Source organism: Bradyrhizobium sp. S3.3.6 (assembly GCF_040546905.1).
Classification (GTDB): Bacteria; Pseudomonadota; Alphaproteobacteria; order Rhizobiales; family Xanthobacteraceae; genus Bradyrhizobium; species Bradyrhizobium cytisi.
The window spans coordinates 181,652-200,862 of record NZ_JBEPOT010000013.1 but is presented as its reverse complement, the minus strand read 5'-3'; the positions used below and the strand labels follow the sequence as shown (position 1 = coordinate 200,862).

General features: G+C 64.6%; 20 protein-coding genes and 1 pseudogene. 13 read left to right on the top strand and 8 right to left on the bottom strand.

The window, feature by feature from the left end; all coding sequences use genetic code 11:
- Positions 1-28: 28 nt before the first annotated feature.
- The gene (locus ABID59_RS30480) at positions 29-364 is read left to right on the top strand and encodes a hydroxyisourate hydrolase (RefSeq protein WP_354085816.1); all 336 of its coding nucleotides are present in this window, start codon (positions 29-31) and stop codon (positions 362-364) included.
- Here ABID59_RS30480 and ABID59_RS30475 read toward each other — a convergent pair whose 3' ends face one another.
- The 6 genes from ABID59_RS30475 to ABID59_RS30450 all read right to left on the bottom strand — a co-directional run bounded on the left by ABID59_RS30475 (position 365) and on the right by ABID59_RS30450 (position 5,812).
- Positions 365-1,180 (bottom strand): ABC transporter permease, encoded by an 816-nt coding sequence (locus ABID59_RS30475; protein ID WP_354032021.1) that lies wholly within the window; start codon positions 1,178-1,180, stop codon positions 365-367.
- Positions 1,180-2,043, bottom strand: a complete 864-nt coding sequence (locus tag ABID59_RS30470; protein ID WP_354032022.1) for an ABC transporter permease — start codon at positions 2,041-2,043, stop codon at positions 1,180-1,182. The genes ABID59_RS30475 and ABID59_RS30470 overlap by 1 nt, the downstream gene beginning before the upstream one ends.
- Positions 2,044-2,047: 4 nt before the next feature.
- Entirely contained in the window at positions 2,048-3,094 is a 1,047-nt protein-coding gene (locus ABID59_RS30465; protein WP_354085815.1) for an ABC transporter substrate-binding protein, read from the bottom strand.
- Between the two features lie 29 nt (positions 3,095-3,123).
- Complete coding sequence (locus ABID59_RS30460) at positions 3,124-4,218, bottom strand: ABC transporter ATP-binding protein (RefSeq protein WP_354085814.1); 1,095 nt, start codon at positions 4,216-4,218, stop codon at positions 3,124-3,126.
- A gap of 107 nt (positions 4,219-4,325) precedes the next feature.
- Positions 4,326-5,078 carry an aspartate/glutamate racemase family protein gene (locus tag ABID59_RS30455; RefSeq protein WP_354085813.1) on the bottom strand — a complete coding sequence of 251 codons (753 nt, stop codon included), beginning with the start codon at positions 5,076-5,078 and terminating at the stop codon, positions 4,326-4,328.
- Complete coding sequence (locus ABID59_RS30450; protein WP_354085812.1) at positions 5,075-5,812, bottom strand: GntR family transcriptional regulator; 738 nt, start codon at positions 5,810-5,812, stop codon at positions 5,075-5,077. Before ABID59_RS30450 ends, ABID59_RS30455 begins: the two co-directional genes overlap by 4 nt.
- A 179-nt stretch (positions 5,813-5,991) precedes the next feature.
- On the opposite strand from ABID59_RS30450, the gene ABID59_RS30445 reads away from it, so the two are divergent.
- Together ABID59_RS30445 and hydA (ABID59_RS30440) are read left to right on the top strand one after the other, a co-directional pair.
- Entirely contained in the window at positions 5,992-6,732 is a 741-nt protein-coding gene (locus ABID59_RS30445) for a maleate cis-trans isomerase family protein (RefSeq protein ID WP_354085811.1), read from the top strand.
- A gap of 26 nt (positions 6,733-6,758) precedes the next feature.
- On the top strand, positions 6,759-8,168 hold the full coding sequence (hydA, locus tag ABID59_RS30440) for a dihydropyrimidinase (protein WP_354085847.1): 1,410 nt from the start codon (positions 6,759-6,761) through the stop codon (positions 8,166-8,168).
- Positions 8,169-8,196: 28 nt separating this feature from the next.
- On the opposite strand, the gene ABID59_RS30435 is transcribed toward hydA (ABID59_RS30440), so the two are convergent.
- Entirely contained in the window at positions 8,197-9,330 is a 1,134-nt protein-coding gene (locus tag ABID59_RS30435) for an MFS transporter (protein WP_187435350.1), read from the bottom strand.
- A 246-nt stretch (positions 9,331-9,576) separates the two neighbouring features.
- Between ABID59_RS30435 and ABID59_RS30430 the strand changes: the two genes are divergently transcribed.
- The 7 genes from ABID59_RS30430 to ABID59_RS30400 all read left to right on the top strand — a co-directional run bounded on the left by ABID59_RS30430 (position 9,577) and on the right by ABID59_RS30400 (position 17,728).
- Positions 9,577-10,509, top strand: coding sequence for an N-carbamoyl-D-amino-acid hydrolase (locus tag ABID59_RS30430; protein ID WP_354032028.1), 933 nt, complete (start codon positions 9,577-9,579; stop codon positions 10,507-10,509).
- A gap of 60 nt (positions 10,510-10,569) precedes the next feature.
- The gene (hydA, locus tag ABID59_RS30425; protein ID WP_354085810.1) at positions 10,570-12,039 is read left to right on the top strand and encodes a dihydropyrimidinase; all 1,470 of its coding nucleotides are present in this window, start codon (positions 10,570-10,572) and stop codon (positions 12,037-12,039) included.
- A 216-nt stretch (positions 12,040-12,255) separates the two neighbouring features.
- Positions 12,256-13,860 carry an ABC transporter substrate-binding protein gene (locus tag ABID59_RS30420; protein ID WP_354032030.1) on the top strand — a complete coding sequence of 535 codons (1,605 nt, stop codon included), beginning with the start codon at positions 12,256-12,258 and terminating at the stop codon, positions 13,858-13,860.
- A gap of 17 nt (positions 13,861-13,877) precedes the next feature.
- Entirely contained in the window at positions 13,878-14,819 is a 942-nt protein-coding gene (locus ABID59_RS30415) for an ABC transporter permease (RefSeq protein ID WP_148755481.1), read from the top strand.
- A complete protein-coding gene (locus tag ABID59_RS30410; RefSeq protein WP_354032031.1) occupies positions 14,816-15,739 on the top strand; it encodes an ABC transporter permease in 924 nt (307 codons plus the stop codon). The genes ABID59_RS30415 and ABID59_RS30410 overlap by 4 nt, the downstream gene beginning before the upstream one ends.
- 19 nt (positions 15,740-15,758) lie before the next feature.
- Complete coding sequence (locus ABID59_RS30405; protein WP_354085809.1) at positions 15,759-16,748, top strand: ABC transporter ATP-binding protein; 990 nt, start codon at positions 15,759-15,761, stop codon at positions 16,746-16,748.
- On the top strand, positions 16,745-17,728 hold the full coding sequence (locus ABID59_RS30400; protein WP_148755478.1) for an ABC transporter ATP-binding protein: 984 nt from the start codon (positions 16,745-16,747) through the stop codon (positions 17,726-17,728). The genes ABID59_RS30405 and ABID59_RS30400 overlap by 4 nt, the downstream gene beginning before the upstream one ends.
- A gap of 9 nt (positions 17,729-17,737) precedes the next feature.
- On the opposite strand, the gene ABID59_RS30395 is transcribed toward ABID59_RS30400, so the two are convergent.
- Positions 17,738-17,956, bottom strand: a complete 219-nt coding sequence (locus tag ABID59_RS30395; RefSeq protein WP_354085808.1) for a hypothetical protein — start codon at positions 17,954-17,956, stop codon at positions 17,738-17,740.
- Positions 17,957-17,983: 27 nt separating this feature from the next.
- Between ABID59_RS30395 and ABID59_RS30390 the strand changes: the two genes are divergently transcribed.
- From ABID59_RS30390 to ABID59_RS37480, 3 genes and pseudogenes are all read left to right on the top strand, one after another.
- Positions 17,984-18,406: an OsmC family protein gene (locus ABID59_RS30390; RefSeq protein WP_354085807.1), complete on the top strand. Its 423-nt coding sequence runs from the start codon at positions 17,984-17,986 to the stop codon at positions 18,404-18,406.
- Between the two features lie 165 nt (positions 18,407-18,571).
- Positions 18,572-19,087, top strand: a complete 516-nt coding sequence (gene msrA / locus ABID59_RS30385) for a peptide-methionine (S)-S-oxide reductase MsrA (RefSeq protein ID WP_148755476.1) — start codon at positions 18,572-18,574, stop codon at positions 19,085-19,087.
- A gap of 16 nt (positions 19,088-19,103) precedes the next feature.
- A pseudogene (locus tag ABID59_RS37480) lies at positions 19,104-19,211 on the top strand (tripartite tricarboxylate transporter substrate binding protein); the annotation flags it as partial.

The window sequence follows — 19,211 nt, the reverse complement described above, 5'->3', positions numbered from 1 at the left end:
ATGGCGGCGCGCTCACGGGAGGAACATTGTGGCAGGCGGCATTTCCATTCACGCGGTCGATGTGGCGAGCGGACGGCCCGCGCAGGGGTTGCGCGTCGAGATCTGGCGGATTGATCCGGATTCGTCGCGGATCGCCGACGGGCGGCTCGGCGCCAACGGCGTGCTCGATCATTCCGTTACGCGCGGCGAAGGCGTCACGGCCGGCGAGTACGAGGTGCTGTTTCATCTCGGCGAGTTCTTCGCGGACAGCGACGGCTTCTTGACCGTGACGCCGTTCCGCTTCCGCATCCACAATGTCGACGAACATTTTCATCTGCCGCTGAAGTTTACGCGCTGGGGATATTCGCTGTTCCGCGGCGCCTGATCAGTTCGCCAAGCGCCGCGACAGGCCGGTGACGCGCTCCATGACAGCAACCAGCAGGACTGTGGCAATGATCAGCACGCTCGAAAGTGCTGCGATGGTGACATCGAGCTTGCCCTCGAGATCCTGCCACATCCGGATCGGCAGCATGTCGGTTGCGGCATCGCGCAGGAACAGCGAGACCGGCACGTTGTCGAAGGACGACATGAAGGCGATGAAGGCCCCGGCAATGATGCCCGGCCGGATCAGCGGCAGCACGATGCGCCGGAACGTATAGAGGCGGCTCGCGCCCAGCACCGCCGAGCTCTCCAGGAGCGTCGGCTCGAGCTGGGCAAGAGCCGCGACCGTATTGCGCACGACATAGGGCACGCAGACCACGGTGTGGCCGATCACCAGCGTCAGCGGCGACACCGGCAGACCGACCAGCGAGAATAGCATCAGCGCAGCCAGACCGAAAGCCAGCGCCGGCAGCACCAGCGGCGACATGAACAGGGAATCGAGCAGCCGCGCCGACAGCGCGCGCGATCGCGAGATCGCAAGTGCCGCCGCAACGCCAAGCACGATCGACAGGCCCGTTGCCCATAGCGCGACGATCAGGCTGTTCTTCGCCGCGAAATGGAGCTGCCAGGCGTTCCACAGTTCGGCGTACCAGCGCAACGAATAACCCGGCGGTGGGAACCGCAGCGAGAAGCCGCTGGTGAAGGAGACGATCAGGACCACCAACGATGGTGCAATGATGATGACCAACGCGATGATCGCGATGACAGTCATGACAAATTCGAAGCTGATCGCTTCAAGGGTCCGTTTGCGTCCGCTCATCACGCCCCTCCATAGCCGCGCGACATGCGGCCGAGCGTGGTGAAGACGGAGACGACCGCGAGCACGGCGAGCAGGAAGATGATCGAGATCGCGGACGCAAACGGCCAGTTCTGCAGCGTGGACGCCTGCTGATAGAGATACATCGGCATGAACAGCATCTGCCCGCCGCCGATCAGCGACTGCGTGATGAAGGCGGTGATCGCAGCGGCATAGGTCAGCGTGCATCCGGCGATCACGCCGGGCAGCGACAGCGGCAGCACGATCCTGAAGAAGGTGCGCCAGCTCCCGGCGCCGAGCGAGCAGGAGGCGTCGTCGAGATTGGGATCGATCCTGCCGAGCGCGGTGATCAGCGGCAGTGTCATCAGTGGCATCTGCACCTGCGCCAGCGCGATCACCACGCCGAACTGGGTGTAGAGCAGTTTTAAGGGCGTATCGACGATGCCGAGCGATTGCAGCGTCGCGTTGATGATGCCCTGGCGGCCCAGGATGACGATCCAGGCGAAGGTGCGCACCACGACGCTGGTCAGGAGCGGCAGCAGCACGATCAGGATGATGATTGTCTGCAGCCGCGGCCCGACCCGTTGGTAGAGCCAGGCGATGGGAAAACCGAGCACGAGACAGACGGCGGTCACCTCGGCACCCAGCCACAGCGTCGAGCCGAGCACGCTGAGGCTGAAGGGATCGGTGAGGAAGTGGAGGTACTGGCCGAGCCCCCAATGGAGCCCGGCCGTGTCGTTGTGCAGCGAGAGCCAGAGCAGTTGCAGCAGCGGCGCCACGAAGAAGACCAGGAAGAACAGCGCCAGCGGCGCTGCCAGTCCCATTCCGTAGGACGTCACGTCCCGTGATGCCGGTGCTGTGCCCATGGTGCTAGATCTTGATCTCGCGGTTGAAGCGCTCGATCCAGGCTGAGCGCTGCTCATTGATCTTCTTCCAGTCCTGGAACACGAATTTCTGCTTCAGCTCGGCCGTGTCCTTGGCGAGCACACGCGCGATCTCGCCGCCCATCGCCACCTTGGAATTGGTCGGCACGATCAGATAGGGCGAGTTCATCAGCGCGGTCTGCACCTCCGGGCTGAGCGATGCCTCGATCAGCTTGAAGGCGAGCTCGCGGTTGGGCGAGTTCTTGACGATGTGGATCGTGGTCTTGAAGGCGATCGCGCCTTCCTTCGGCGCCACGAACTCGACCGGCACGCCGCGCGCTTTCAGGATCTGGATGGCGTTGAAATTGCCGGGCGAGATGTCGATCTGGCCCTGCTGGAACAGGGTGGCGAGCGCGCCGGGATTGGCGGCGACCGCGGCCAGATTGGGCTTCAGCTCTTCGAGCGCCTTGAAGGCGGGATCGACATTGGCCTCCGAGCCGCCGCGCATCTTGGCGATCTCGACCAGCCAGCCGGTGCCGAGCGTCGAATTGAGGTTGGTGATGCCGACGCGGCCCTTGAATTCCGGCTTCCACAGATCGGCCCAGGAGGTCGGCGGCGTCTTGATGGCCTCCGGATTGTAGGTGAGGCCGACGACCTGGAAGAATGGGGCGGGGCCCATCGGCTCCTGCGCTTCCGAGATCAGGTCCTTGAAATAGGCGCTCTTCTCGACCGGATAGGATTCTGCGAGATCCTGGCCAATCGCGACAAGCGCCGGACCGGGATCGTGCAGCATCACGTCGATCGGCGGATTGGCCTTGGCGGCATTGATCTTCGCGATCTGGTCGACCGACAGCATCGGATCGAGCACGATCGCCGCGTCCGCGTTGGCTTTGCGGAACGCCGGCACCAGCACGGCCTTGTGCGCTTCCTCCCAGCTTCCGGTGAAGGTCGCAAACACCAGTGGGCGGGCCTGGGCGTAGCTCAGCCCCGGAAACGCCTTCATGGCGCCGAGGGTGAGTGCGGTGGTCATCAGGCTTCGGCGGTTGAGGATCATGTCGAACTCCCTGTGGACTAGACTAAAATCTAAAGCGTTGCGGGAAAGGCGTTGGCGAGCGAGGGGGCGAGCGGCGCGAGGCGCACCGCCGCACCGTTTTCCAGCGCGCGCGTCCCGCCGATGCGCGCCTGAGAAATCTTGACGCCGGAGCCGTCGGCGGTGGTCACTTCGTGCACGACGGTCGCCCCCAGCGGCAGCGACATGCCGACCACGCCGGCAAAGCCCGTCTCGTCGCCGACGAATTGCAGATGCTCGGGGCGGATGCACACCGTGACGCGGCCGCCTTCGGTGAGAGTGCCGCCGGCCGGCCGCGCGATGATCTCCGCGCCGGCATCGAGCCGCACCTTTGCAGCGGTGCGGTCCGCGGATACCACGACGCCCGGCATGCGGTTGCTGGAGCCGACAAAGGTGTTGACGAACAAGGTCTGCGGACGGTCATAGACGTCCGACGGCGATCCGAACTGCTCGAGCTTGCCATGGCTCAGCACGGCGACGCGGTCCGCCATCGATAGCGCCTCTTCCTGGTCATGGGTCACGATCAGTGTCGTGATCCCGGAGACGCGTTGCAGCCGTTTGACCTCGATCTGCATGTCGAGCCGCAGATTCTTGTCGAGCGCGGCAAAGGGCTCGTCGAGCAGCAGGATCGACGGCTTGATCGCGAGCGCACGGGCGAGCGCGACACGCTGCTGTTGGCCACCGGAGAGTTGCCGGGGTAGCCGCTCCGCCATTGCGGGTAACTGCACGAGTTCGAGCAGCCGCTGCGCCTCACGCTGGCGCGACGCCTTGTCGACGCCGCGGGCGGCGAGGCCATAGCCGACATTTTCGCTGATCGAGAGGTGCGGAAACAGCGCGTAGTTCTGGAACACGATGCCGACGGCGCGGCGGTTGGGCGGCAGCGCATCGACGATGTGATCGCCGATGATGATCCGCCCCTGGGTCTGTGCAATGAAGCCGGCGATGATGCGCAGCAGTGTCGTCTTGCCACAGCCGGAGGGCCCGAGTAGTGCGATGATCTCGCCGCCCTTGATGTCGAGATTGATGTTCTCGACGGCACGCGCGCCGCTCTGATAGCGATGGGTTACCGCGTCGACGACGAGCGATCGCCCGCCTGGCGTATCAGCCATGGTGTTGCCTCCCGTTCTCCCCGGAAAGAAAGCAAGTCTCGTGCCCCAGTCTGCCGCCAGCCGTGCGATTGAAGACCGATCGTACCTCTCGCATCGTCAGACCCTTCTCACTCATTGTCGCGATGCTCGAGCCGGGCGGCGAGCACCTCGGCAAGGCCAATGGTTGGCTTGGCAGCGGGCCTTCGGAACGTCCCTGCCGTAGCCTTGCGCAGGCGCAGCGCAACCAGCGCCTCGGCCTGCTTCACTGAGGCGACCACTTGATCAACCACAGGGACCGGGACGCGGTGGGCGACGCGCTCGGCAAGCCCCGAAAGCGGGGCGCCCGCAAAAATCAGAACGTCGGCCTCGTCCTCGACGATCGCACGTTGCGCGAGTTCGACGAGCACATCCTCCTTTTCGGTGCCGACCTCCGAGATCGCTTGAAACGGCGTATCGAGCATTCGGATACCGGCGCAGCGCTCCCACAGCCCGTGGGCGCGGACGCATTCCTCGTACCAGGGCCCCAAGGCCTGTGCGAAAGTGACGATGGCAAAGCGGCGTCCGGCCATGCAGGCCGTGAGCATCGCTGCTTCCGCCATGCCGACCACGGGAATGTCAAAGGTCTCGCGTGCGGCGAACAGGCCGGGGTCACCGAAAGCCGCGATAATTGCGGCGTCGACGTTCCGCTGCTGCTCGGCCAGCATCTCCAGCGCGATGGCGCCGCCGATCTGGGCCTCGGTGCGCGTCGAGATATAGGGCACACCGCGCGTCGCGGTGCAGGGGATCAGCTCGGTGCCGGGGGACGCCGCGCGCTGTCCGACGCCCGCCATCAGCCGGGTGACCTCGATGCTGGTGTTCGGGTTGAGCAGCAGAAGCTTCATGATTGCGACGCCGTCCGCCTGGGTTGGGATTTGGCGAGGACTTCGAGCAGCGCCGTCCCGGTGCGTGCGACATGAGCGCCGAGCAGGCGGCCGGCCGCCTCGCCGTTGCGCGCCTCGAGCGCGGCAAGAATAGCGGCGTGCTCGTCGACCGAATTGCTCCAGCGGCGGTCGGCACCGAGTGCGAGGTAGCGCGCGCGCTCGGCGCGGGAGATCAGCATCTCATGCGCTTCGCGCAGCGGCTTGTTGCGGGCCATACGGACGATGGTGTTGTGGATCTCGCCGTTGATGGCGAAGTAGTCGTCGAGCTTGCCGTTACGGTGATGACCCTCCATCCGGGTCTGAAGCGTGCGCAAGCGGGCAAGGTCGCGCTCGGTGGCACGCGCCGCGGCGAGCTCTGCGGCAAGTCGCTCGATGCCGGCCAGCGCCTCGAACAATTCCGAGATGCCGTCGACCGCGATATCGGCGATGCGCGGGCTGCGGTTGGGACGGAGCTCGATCAATCCTTCGGCGGCGAGCACCTTCATCGCCTCGCGCAAAGGGGTGCGCGATACGCCCAGCTCTTTCGACAGCTTTGTCTCCTGGGTCTGCGCTCCCGGCGGCAGCTCGCCGCGAATGATCATCGTCCGCATCCGCGTGGCGGCGCGCTCATGCAAGCCCCTCCTCTTGAGCTTGGGCGATTTTCGTCCGGGGCTTGGTTCGGATTTCTGCTGCACGCGGGCTTCCTGCCTGCGCATGACCCTATCCACTCCCCACCAAATGCGGTGCCCAAATTTGCGACGTATGTGGCTCAAAACAAATGCATATCGAATAAATTGTATGCAGCATGCAGATTGCGGCTTGCGCAGCGCGATGCCGGCAAGGATGATCTTTCGAGGGGCGCAATCGCGCCTTCGCAATGGAGCGTCCGTGATCGATGTCAGTCCTGCGCAAGCGTCTCGGCATGATCACGCCGTCCTCCAATTCGGTACTGGAGCCCGCGACCTGCGCCATGCTGCAGGGCATCGACGGCGTTACCGCCCATTTCTCCCGTTTCCGCGTCACCGAGATCGCGCTCGACGCGGCAGCGCTGAGCCAGTTCGATGCATCGGTGATGCTGCCGGCCGCTGACCTGCTGGCCGATGCCAAGGTCGACGCCATCGCCTGGAACGGTACGTCGGCGAGCTGGCTCGGCATCGGCCGCGACAGGGGCCTTTGCGACGCGATCACGGCGCGCACCGGCGTGCCGGCAACGACCTCGACGCTCGCCTGCATCGATGCCGTCCGCGCACTTCGAGCCAAACGTATCGGTCTGGTCTCGCCCTATAGCGATGACGTGCAGCGGCGGATTGGCGAGGTCTGGGCCGAGGAGGGCATTGCGCCGCACGCCGAGCGACACCTCGGCCTGCGCGATAATTTTTCCTTCGGCGAGGTCGCGCCCGCGACGATCGCGGACATGATCCGCGTGGTGGCGGCGGAGGGCGCCGACGCCGTCGTCATCCTTTGCACCAATCTGGACGGTGCCGCGCTTGCGGCCTCGCTCGAGCAGGAGCTGAATATCGTTGTGCTTGACTCCGTTGCAGTCACGCTGTGGCGAAGCCTCAGCCTCGCCGGCGGCGACATCGCGACCCTTATGTCGTGGGGGCGGATATTCCAGACAAAGCCGATCATCAAGTGACGGAGACGCAAGTGCTTCAAGGTCAAGTGACGCAGCTCGATCTCGCCATTCGCGGCGGCACCATCGTGACGGCCAGCGACGAGTTTCGCGCCGATATCGGCATTCGCGACGGCCAGATCGTCGCCATCGCCGACAGCATTGAAGGCGCGGCACGCGAGATCGACGCGTCGGGGCTGCTGGCGCTGCCGGGCGGGATCGACAGCCACGTCCACATCTCTCAAGTCCAGGGCCCCGACGTCGTGATGGCCGACGATTTCGCCTCGGCGACGCGCGCAGCCGCAGCCGGCGGGAACACCATGGTGCTGCCCTTCGCGCTCCAGGAGAAGGGGACGTCGCTACGGACCTGCGTGGAGAACTACCGTAAGCTCGCGGAGGGCGAGTGCTACATCGACACCGCCTTCCACCTCATCATCTCCGATCCGACCGCGGTCGTGCTCGGGCAGGAGCTGCCGGCGCTGGTCAAGGACGGCTACACCTCGTTCAAGGTGTTCATGACCTATGACGACCTCGTGCTCAGCGACAAGCAGCTGCTCGAGGTCTTCGATGTCGCACGCCGCGAGGAGGCGTTGGTGATGGTCCATTGCGAGGGCTATGACGCCATCCGCTTCCTCACCACGAAGCTCGAACGCGAGGGCCACATCGCGCCCTATTATCATGGCAGCTCGCGGCCCCAGGCCGTCGAACGCGAGGCGACGCATCGCGCCATCAGCCATGCCGAGGTGATCGGCGTCCCCATCATGATCGTCCACGTCTCCGGGCGCGAGGCGATGGAGCAGATACGGTGGGCCCAGCAGCGCGGCCTGCCGGTGCATGCCGAAACCTGCCCGCAATACATTACGCTCACGGCCGACGACATGAAGGGCCTGAACATGGACATCTCAGGAGCCAAATATGTCTGCTCGCCGCCGCCGCGCGATGCTGAGAGCCAGCAGGCGATCTGGGAAGGCATCACCACCGGGGTGTTTCAGACCTTCTCGTCCGACCACTGCCCGTTCCGCTACGACGATCCCAAGGGCAAGCTGACGCCGAATGCCCGCACCTCGTTCCGCTGGGTGCCGAATGGCATCCCCGGCATCGAGACGCGACTGCCGATCCTGTTCTCCGAGGGAGTCTCGAAGGGGAGGATCACGCTGCAGAAGTTTGTCGAGCTGACCGCGACCAACCACGCCCGCATCTACGGGCTCTATCCGCGCAAGGGCTCGATCGGAATCGGCTTCGACGCCGATATCGTGCTATGGGACCCGAAGCTCAAGAAGCCGATCCGGCAGGTCGATCTGCACCACGGCTCCGACTACACGCCCTGGGAAGGCTTTGACGTCACCGGCTGGCCTGTCACCACCATCGCGCGGGGCCGGGTCGTGTACGAGCAGGGCAGGATCGTCGGCGATAAGGGCGCGGGCGAGGTGCTGAGCCGCGGCAAGTCGAGCCTGGTGTGACGGGAAGATGATGCTGTGGCGCGCTTTGCTATTTTGTGGTCACGGCGCGCGCGGACAGCGTGACGAGGCACATCAGCGCCGCGAGCATCCAGAATGCCATCGGCAGCCCGGTGGCGTGGGCGATAAAGCCGATGCCGGCGGGGCCAACCAGAACGCCGGCATATCCGGCGGTGGTGATCGATGCCACCGCGAGCCCCGTGGGCATCGCGGTCTGCATGGCTGCGCCACGAAACAGCACCGGCACGAGGTTCGAGGCGCCGAGACCGATGAGCAGGAAACCGGCGATGGCAACGGCCTTGCTCGGCGCGAGCAACAACACTGCAAGGCCCGCGACGGCAAGCAGGCTTCCCCCGACCAGCGTTGTGCGATCGCCGATGCGTGCCACGACGGCGTCGCCGCCGAGCCGGCCAATGGTCATCGCGATCGAGAACACGATGTAACCGATCCCGCCCTGGGCCTCGCTGACGAGGCCCGTGCCGATGACGAGCAACGCGCCCCAGTCGAGCATCGCGCCTTCGATCAGGAAGGTGATGGCCGCCAGCAACGCCAGCAGCAGCACGATGCCATGCGGCAGCACGAACAGCGGTCCCTCCTGCGCCTGCGCCGAACGCAGCAGGCGCGGCCAGGCGAGCGCCATCGCGATCAGCATCAGCACGGCGCAGATCAATGCGCTCGCGAGCGGTCCAAGATGAAACGACAACAGCGCCGTCATCACCGCGGATCCGGCGAACCCGCCAATGCTGAAGAGCGCATGAAAGCCCGACATCAGCGGTTGTCCTGCCGCACGTTCGACCTCGACGGCATGGATGTTCATGGCGACATCGATGGAGCCGAGCGCAGCCCCGAATGCGAGCAAGGCAATCGCCAATGTCAGGGGCGTGCCGGCGATGACCAGCAGCGGCAACACCAGGGCGAGGGCAATTCCGCCCGCGATGATGATCGGCTTGGTGCCGTGGCGTGCGCTCAAGATGCCGGTTGCGAGCATCGCGATGACCGAGCCGATACCGAGGCTGAGCAGCAGCAAGCCAAGGACCGCGTCATCGACCGCGAGCCGTTGCTTCGCGAACGGCACCAGCGGCGCCCAGCACGCAATGCCGAAGCCGGCGACCAGGAACGAGAGGCGCGTGGCGAGCCGCGTCGCCGGACGGTCGGCTGATGTCATTCGCAAAGCTCCGGAGGGGATTGGGGAAGAGGAGAGGGGGGCGCAGCTATAAACCGAAGCGAAGAGAGAGGTTCCGCATGCTTGTAGCTCGGATGGAGCGACTTGTCCGCCGAACGGGGGGCGCGGCATGAAAGCTGCTTGGCTGGAAAAATGGCGTGAGGCTGCGTTATGCTGCGCGTGCCGCCCCCCAGAAGCTGCGATCTCCAGCCTCGCCAAGAAATTTTTCAAATAATCAGGAACTCGCTGATGCGTATCGTCAATGTTGCCGCCGCCCAGATGGGCCCGATCCAGAAGGCCGACAGCCGCGAGGCCGTGGTCAAGCGCATGATCGCGCTGATGGACGAAGCCAAGGCCAAAGGCGCCGACCTGATCGTCTATCCGGAACTGGCGCTGACAACGTTCTTCCCACGCTGGTACGCAGAGGACCGGGCGGAGTTCGACAGCTGGTTCGAACGCGAGATGCCGAGCGCTGCGACCAAGCCGCTGTTCGAGCGTGCCGCGCAGCATCAGATGGCAATGAATTTCGGCTATGCCGAGCTGACGCCCGACGGCCGCCACTTCAACACGGCGATCCTCACCGACAAGTCTGGCAAGATCGTCGGCAAATATCGCAAGGTCCATTTGCCCGGCCATGCGGAATACGACACCAATCGATCGCACCAGCATCTGGAGAAGCGCTATTTCGAGCCGGGCGATCTCGGCTTCAACGTCTGGCGCGAGCTGGGCGGCATCATCGGTATGGCGATCTGCAACGACCGCCGCTGGCCGGAGACCTATCGCGTCATGGGCTTGCAGGGCGTCGAGATGGTGCTGATCGGCTACAACACGCCATCGGTGAATGCGGAGCGAAGCGAGGAGGGCGTCGAGAAGCGCCTGTTCCACAACCGCCTCTCGGTGCAGGCCGGCGCGTATCAGAATGCGACCTGGGTGGTCGCGGTGGCCAAGGCTGGCGTCGAGGACGGCCATGCGTTGTTTGGCGGCAGTCTGATCGTCGATCCCGACGGCGAGATCGTTGCCGAAGCCCGGACGGACGGCGACGAGCTACTTGTCCATCCTTGCGATCTCGAGGCCACCACCTTCGGCAAAACCACGATCTTCAACTTTGCACAGCACCGCCGCATCGAGCATTACGGCCTGATCACCAGCCGTACCGGCGCGGTGCCGCCGCCGGAGAAATGATGCCCATGGTCTTCCTGCAAACTGGCAATCATTTCCCTCAGGCCTATCATGGAGTGCCTCATGACTGAACCCACTTACGATCTGATTATCCGCGGCGGCCGCGTCGCTACCACGACCGATGTGTTCGAGGCCGATGTGGCAATCTCCGGCGAGACCATCGTAGCCATCGGCCGCGGGCTTCCGTCCGCCAAGCGCGAGATCGACGCACGCGGCAAGCTGGTGCTGCCCGGCGGTGTCGACAGTCATGCGCATATCGAGCAGCTGTCCGCGGCCGGCATCATGAATGCCGACACTTTTGAAAGCGCGACCGTGTCGGCGGCCTTTGGCGGTACGACCACGGTGATCCCGTTCGCGGCCCAGCACGTCGGCATGAAGCTGCCGCAGGTGGTGGAGGATTATCACGCGCTTGCAAAGAAAGGCGCCGTGATCGACTACGCCTTTCACATGATCATCGCGGACGCGACCAGGGAGACGGTCGAGGAGCACATTCCGGCGCTGGTGAGGCAGGGGCACGCCTCGATCAAGATCTTCATGACCTACGACCGGCTCAAGGTCGACGACGAGCCGCTGCTCGACATTCTCCTCGCCGCACGCCAGTCCGGCGCGATGTTATGCGCCCATGCCGAAAATCACGGCATCATCGCCTGGATGGTGAAGCGGCTGCTCGTGCGCGGCTACACGATGCCGAAATACCACGCCGTCAGCCACGCGCGTGTGTCTGAAGCCGAAGCCTTCACCCGGCTGATCGGCATGGCGGCGCTGATCGATCAGCCCATCATGATCTTCCATGTCTCGACCGCCGAGGGCGCAAAGGTCATCCGCGATTCGCGCGGGCAGGGGCTCAAGGTGTTCGCCGAGACCTGTCCGCAATACCTGTTCCTCACGGCTGATGATCTCGACAAGCCCGGCGCGGAGGGGGCGAAGTGGATGTGCAGCCCGCCGCCGCGCACGCATTCGGACCAGGAGGCGCTGTGGCAGGCGCTTTCGCTCGGCGATCTCCAGACCATCTCATCGGACCACGCGCCGTATCGTTACGACGAGACCGGCAAGCTGCGTGCTGGCCCCAATCCGAACTTCAAGCAGGTCGCGAACGGCCTGCCGGGACTGGAGCTGCGGCTGCCGCTGTTGTTCGACGCGATGGTGTCGAAAGGACGGCTCGGTCTTGAGAAGTTCGTCGAGCTGACCGCGACGGCACCCGCAAAAATCTACAATTTGCATCCGCGCAAGGGCTCGATCGCGGTCGGCGCGGATGCTGATATCGCGATCTGGGATCCCAATCGCGAGACCACGATTGCGGACGACATGATGCACGATCTTGCCGGTTACACGCCGTTTGCGGGCCGCAAGCTGAAGGGGTGGCCGGTGTCGGTGCTCTCGCGCGGCCGCGTGATCGTCGACGGCGACAAGTGCCTCGCCAGCGCCGGCAGCGGCAAATTCCTGGCGCGGAGCGGCGGCGAGGCGGCAAAGCCGACGGGCCGGCTGGTGGCGGACATGGATCCTGAGCGGAATTTCGGAGCAAAACTGCTGTGATCGCGGACCGCGCGCGATGAGGATCGTCGCGGACCAGCACCTCGCGTGTCCTTGGCGCGGTCTCGTCCGTGCTGCTGCGCAACGATAGGCCCAAAAGGCGATGAGAACCCGCTGGCGGCCCCGCGGTTACTGGCATACCATTTGCACGCAAATGGGCTCTGTTTCACCTGCCCTTGGCCAACACGGCCGGCATCACGGCATTACCGGGAGGATTTCATGGATCGCAGGACCGTATTGAAGGGACTGGCCGGCGCGGGCGGTCTGGCATTGTCGGGTGGCGTCTCGGCGCCTGCGATCGCACAAGGCGCCTCAGCCCGCACCCTGCGCTTCGTGCCACAGGCCAATCTCGCCAATTTCGATCCGATCTGGGGCACCCAATATGTCGTGCGCAACGCGGCGGCGCTGGTCTGGGATACGCTCTACGGCATCGATTCTTCGCTTCAACCGCAACGTCAGATGGTCGAATCCGAGGAAGTAACCGACGATGGCACGACCTGGACGTTCAAGCTGCGATCGGGGCTCAAATTCCATGACGGCGAGCCGGTGCTGAGCAAGGACGTCGTCGCGAGTCTTGCGCGCTGGGCGGCGCGCGATCCGATGGGTCTGATGATCAAGGCGCTCCAGCAGGAGCTCACCGCGGTCGACGACCGCACCTTCAAATGGGTGCTGAAGCAGCCTTTCCCGAAGTTGCTCTACGCGCTCGCGAAGAACAACTCGCCTTGCGCCTTCATCATGCCGGAGCGGATCGCTCAGACCGACCCGTTCAAGCAGATTGGTGACTATGTCGGCTCCGGGCCGATGAAGTTCGCCAAGAGCGAGTGGGTCCCCGGCGCGAAAGCCGTGTTCGAGAAATTCGCCGATTATGCGCCGCGGCAAGAGAAGGCGTCGTGGCTCGCCGGCGGCAAGCAGATCCTGATCGATCGCGTGGAATGGATCGTGATGCCGGACGCGGCGACCGCAGCGGCCGCGCTGCAGAACGGCGAAGTCGACTGGTGGGAGAGCCCGATCGCCGACCTCGTTCCGGTCCTGAAGAAGAACAAGAACATCAGCGTCGATATCGGCGATCCCCTCGGCAATATCGGCTCGTTCCGCATGAACTTCCTGTACCCGCCCTTCAACGACGTGCGGGCGCGACGTGCGGTGCTGATGGCCATGAGCCAGGAAGACTATATGCGCGCCATCGTCGGCGACGACAATTCGCTGTGGAAGCCGCTGCCCGGCTACTTCACGCCGGACACGCCGCTCTATTCCGAGATTGGCGGCGAGATCCTGAAGGGCAAGCGCGATCTCGATGCGGCCAAGAAGCTGCTCGCCGAGAGCGGTTATTCCGGCCAGCCGGTGACGTGCCTGGTGGCGCAGGACCAGCCGATCACCAAGGCGCAGGGTGACGTTACCGCGGACCTCCTCAAGCAGCTCGGCATGAATGTCGACTTCGTCGCCACCGATTGGGGCACGGTCGGCTCGCGTCGTGCGGCGAAGACGCCGCCGGGACAGGGCGGCTGGAACATGTTCCACACCTGGCACGCCGGCGCGGATTGCATCAATCCCGCGCCCTACACCGCCATTCGCGCCAACGGTGACAAGGCCTGGTTCGGCTGGCCCAGCAGCCCCAATACCGAGAAGGAAGTCTCGTCCTGGTTCGAGGCCAAGAACCTCGATGAGGAGAAGGCCGCCATCGGCCGCCTCAACAAGGCCGCACTCGATGACGTCGTCTACGCCCCGACCGGCTTCTTCCTGAGCTACACGGCGTGGCGCAAGAACATCTCCGGCATCGCGAAAGGGCCGCTGCCGTTCTTCTGGGGCGTGTCGAAATCCGCATGACCGCGCGCTGAAGCCAGATGCTCTCCTACATCCTCCGGCGCATCGTCTCGACCCTGCCAGTGATGGCAATCGTCGCGCTGTTCGTGTTCAGCCTGCTCTACATCGCGCCGGGTGATCCCGCCGTGGTGATTGCGGGCGACCAGGCAAGCCCGGAGGATGTGGAGCGCATCCGCCAGAGCCTCGGCCTCGATCGACCCTTCCTGATCCAGTTCGGAAGCTGGGTCTGGCGTATCCTGCATGGCGATCTCGGCACCTCGATCTTCACCAACCTGCCGGTTTCGACGATGATCGGCCAGCGTCTGGGGCCGACGCTGTCGCTGATGATGGTCACGCTGCTGCTCACGATCGTGGTCGCGGTGCCGCTCGGGGTCGTGGCCGCGTGGAAGGCTGGCAGCCTGATCGACCGCGCCATCATGGCGTTCGCCGTGTTCGGCTTCTCGCTGCCGGTCTTCGTTGTCGGCTATGTCCTTGCCTATATCTTCGCGCTGGAGCTCGAATGGCTTCCGGTGCAGGGCTACACGCCGCTCACGGAGGGGTTCTGGCCCTGGCTGCAAAATCTGATCCTGCCGGCGGTCGCGCTCGGCTGCGTCTACATCGCGCTGATCGCGCGCATTACTCGCGCGACCATGCTCGAAGTGCTGCAGCAGGACTATATCCGCACGGCGCGGGCCAAGGGCCTGGGGCAGGGCGGCATCCTCTTCGTTCATGCGCTGAAGAACGCAGCCGTGCCGATCGTCACTGTGATCGGGATCGGCATCGCGCTTTTGATCGGCGGGGCGGTCGTGACTGAAAGCGTGTTTGCGATCCCGGGCCTTGGGCGGCTGACGATCGATGCGATCCTGCGCCGCGACTATCCCGTCATCCAGGGCATCGTGCTGCTGTTCAGCTTTGTTTACGTGTTGGTCAATCTGATGATCGACGTCACCTATACGATCGTTGACCCGAGGATCCGCTATTGACCGACATGACCGTCAACCCGCACGCGCTCCCGGCCGGCCTCGTCGTCGCGCCTCAACTGCCCGAAATCCTTCGGCCCGTCGTGATCCGGCGTGGCGTCGTCGGTTTTCTGCGCAGCCATCCGACGGTCGCCATCGGCGGCGCGCTGCTGCTGATGCTGGTTCTTATCGCGGTCTTCGCGCCCTATCTCGGCACGGTCGATCCGACCGCGCTCGCACCAGCCAAGCGGACCCGCGCGCCCTCGGCTGTTTTCTGGTTTGGCTCCGACGTGCTCGGCCGCGATATCTACTCGCGCGTGCTGTTTGGCGCGCGGGTCTCGCTCACGGTCGGTCTGTCCGTTGCGATATTCGCCTCCGCGGCGGGTCTTGCCATCGGAATCGTCGCCGGCTTCATCCGCTGGGCAGATGGCATCCTGATGCGCTTCATGGACGGCCTGATGTCGATCCCGCCGATCCTGCTGGCGATCGCGCTGATGGCGTTGACGCGCGGCAGCGTCGGTAACGTCATTCTTGCCATCACGGTCGCCGAGATCCCGCGCGTCTCACGCCTCGTCCGCAGCGTTGTGCTGTCGTTGCGCGAACAGCCCTATGTCGATGCGGCGGTAGCCTGCGGCACGCGCACGCCGATGATCATCCTGCGCCACATCCTGCCCAACACGCTGGCGCCGATGTTGGTGCAGGCGACCTATATCTGCGCCAGCGCGATGATCACGGAGGCGATCCTATCCTTCATCGGCGCCGGTACGCCGCCGACCATTCCGTCCTGGGGCAACATCATGGCCGAGGGCCGCGCGCTGTGGCAGGTCAAGCCCTATATCGTGTTCTTCCCGGCGGCATTCCTGTCCGTCACCGTGCTCGCGGTCAACCTGCTGGGCGACGGCCTTCGCGATGCGCTCGATCCGCGCATGGCCAAGAGCCTTTGATGTATCGAGGCTGATCGCGATGGCACTGCTCGAAGTCGAGAATCTGCAGACCCACTTCCGCACGCCCAGCGGCATCAACCGCGCGGTCGACGGCGTATCCTTCCACGTCAATGAGGGCGAGACGCTGGCCATCGTCGGGGAGTCCGGCTGCGGCAAGTCGGTAACCTCGATGTCCCTGATGCGGCTGATCCCGGAGCCGCCGGGCAGGATCGCAGGTGCCATCCGCTTCGCGGGCAAAGATATCTTGAAGCTCTCAGATCGCGAGATGCGCGCGATCCGCGGCAACGACATCTCGATGATCTTTCAGGAACCGATGACGAGCCTCAATCCGGTGCTGACCGTCGGCCGGCAGATCCGTGAAACGCTGATGATCCATCAGGGGCTGGACCAGCAGGCCGCCGAGGCGCACGCGATCGAGATGCTGACGCTGGTCGGCATTCCCGAGCCGAAACGGCGCGTGCGCGAATATCCGCACCAGCTTTCCGGCGGCATGCGTCAGCGCGTGATGATCGCGATCGCGCTCGCCTGCAATCCGAAGCTCCTGATCGCGGACGAGCCGACCACCGCGCTCGACGTCACCATCCAGGCACAGATCCTGAAGCTGATGCTGGATCTGAAGCGCCGTGTCGGTGCGGCGATCATCCTGATCACGCACGATCTCGGCGTGGTCGCCGAAATCGCCGAACGCGTCATGGTCATGTATGCCGGCCGTAAAGTCGAGGAGGCGCCGGTCGCCGAGCTGTTCCGCTCGCCGCGCCATCCCTATACCCAGGGCCTGCTCGGCGCGGTGCCGAGGCTCGGCTCCTCGCTGACCGGCGCCGCGAGGCGGCTCGCCGAGATTCCCGGACAGGTGCCCGATCTGCGCAAGCCCATCACCGGCTGCGTCTTCGCCGGCCGTTGTGCGCTGGCAACCGATCTCTGCCGGCAATATGCGCCGGGTCTCGAGGAAAAGTCGCCGCGCCACATCGCGGCCTGCCACTACGCCGCCAAGGGAGCGGTTGCGGCATGAGCCCTCCGCTGCTCCAGGTCAACGACCTCAAGAAGCATTTTCCGGTCAAGACCGGCCTGTTCGGGCGCAAGTCCGAATGGGTCTACGCGGTCGACGGCGTGTCGTTCGAGATTGCGCGCGGCGAGACGTTGTCGCTGGTCGGCGAGTCCGGCTGCGGCAAGTCGACGGTCGGCCGCGCAATCCTGCGGCTGTTCGACGTGACGTCGGGCCAGGTGATCCTCGATGGCCAGCGCATCGACGACGCGCATCCGAGCACGATGCGCCAGATGCGGCAACGCATGCAGGTGGTGTTCCAGGATCCGTTCTCGAGCCTCAATCCGCGCATGCGCGTGCGCGACATCCTGGCGGAGCCGATCCGCAATTTCGGCCTCGCCAAATCCGCGGCCGACCTCGAGACGCGCGTGACCGCGCTGATGGACACGGTGCGCTTGCCGCGGGAAGCGCTCAACCGCAGGCCACACGAATTCTCCGGCGGCCAGCGCCAGCGCATCGGCATTGCACGGGCGCTCGCGGCCGAGCCGGAGCTGATCGTCTGCGACGAGGCAGTTTCGGCGCTCGACGTCTCGGTCAAGGCGCAGATCGTCAACCTGTTGCAGGATCTTCAGCGCGAGTTCGGGCTGGCATTGCTGTTCATCAGCCATGACCTCGCGATCGTCGAGCACATGACCCACCGCGTTGCGGTGATGTATCTCGGCAAGATCGTCGAGGTGGCGCCGCGCCGGGAGATATTTGCGGCGCCCAGGCATCCCTATACCAAGGCGCTGCTCTCGGCAGTTCCGTTGCCGGAGCCCGGTGCGCAGCGCAACCCCATCATCCTTGGCGGCGACGTGCCGAGCCCGATCAATCCGCCGAGCGGGTGCCGCTTCCACACCCGCTGCCCCTACGTGTTCGATCGCTGCCGGACCGAAGAGCCGCAGCTTCGTTCGGCTGGGGGCGAACAGTGGGTCGCCTGCCACCTCGATGCGCTGCCGGCGGGATAAAGAACCTCTTCAGCCAACGTCGATCGCAAGCTGATCATCTGTCGCGGCTGAAGACATCCGGCTGGAGCGGCGCGTGGTTTCCACCGCGCGGGCGACGTCAAAATCCGGCCAGGCTTGGGCCTCCACGCCGGACAGGTCGGTATTTGACGGAACCGCTACGGCGCTCGAACGGTTGAAGGGCGACACCGCGGTGACGCCGGGATAGCCTTCCGTCGGCGCGGTGCGCAAGCAGGCAAGCAAAACCAGGAGAAAGAGATGATCCGCAAGGCAAAAGCAGTATGGCAGGGCACCGGCCGCGATGGGACCGGCCATCTATCGAGCGAATCCGGCGTGCTCGCCGAGACGGCCTATTCGTTCAAGACGCGGTTCGAGAACGAGAAGGGCACCAATCCCGAGGAATTGATTGCAGCGGCCCACGCCGGCTGCTTCACGATGGCGCTGGCCTTCGGTCTTCAGCTCGCTGGCTTCACGCCGACTGAGCTCTCCACCGAGGCCGCGGTTACCCTCGATCCCGAAGGGAAGGGATTCAAGATCAGCAAGTCGGCGCTGACCTTGCGCGCCAAAGTGCCCAACCTCGACGACGCCGGTTTTGCCCGTATCGCCGGCGAGGCAGAGAAGAACTGTCCGGTGTCGAAAGTGCTTAACGCGACGATCACGCTCGACGCCAAATTGACCTAGCCGAATATTGGGAGCTGCGCCAGGAATTGCCGGCGCCAGGACTTGCCGGCACCAGGACTTGCCGGCATCGGCCTGATGAAGGCAAAGTCCTGGGCGAGAGGCCGTCGAGGATGGGGTGTTTCCGCTTGAATCGCGGCAATCCCGATGAAGCAGATGGAGCATCAAATGACGACAGAGCGCGCAGTTTTGGCTGGAGGATGTTTCTGGGGCATGCAGGATCTCATCCGCAAGCAGCCTGGCGTGATCTCGACGCGGGTCGGCTACACCGGCGGTCGGGTGAAGAACGCCACCTATCGCAATCACGAAGGCCACGCCGAAGCAATCGAGATCATGTTCGATCCCGCGAAGACCAGCTTCCGGACCATGCTTGAGTTCTTCTTCCAGATCCACGATCCCACGACGTTCAATCGTCAGGGCAATGATCTCGGCACGAGCTACCGCTCCGCGATTTTCTACACGTCAGACGAACAGAAGCACGTCGCCGAAGACACCATTGCCGATGTCGAGGCATCGGGCCTGTGGCCCGGCAAGGTGGTGACGGAAGTCGCCCCCGCCGGCGAATTCTGGGAGGCCGAGCCCGAGCATCAGGATTATCTCGAACGCTATCCCGACGGCTACACCTGCCATTTCATCCGGCCGGACTGGAAGCTGCCGCGACGTGCGGCTGCTGCGGGAGGCTAGCGGTGGCCAAGGGTTCTTGAGTCAGGCGGGCAAGATACGGCTGCTCGCGGTCACACCCGACAAGCGATCGAGCGGCGCGCCTGATATCCCGACCGCCATTGAATCGGGGATGCCGGATCTTCAG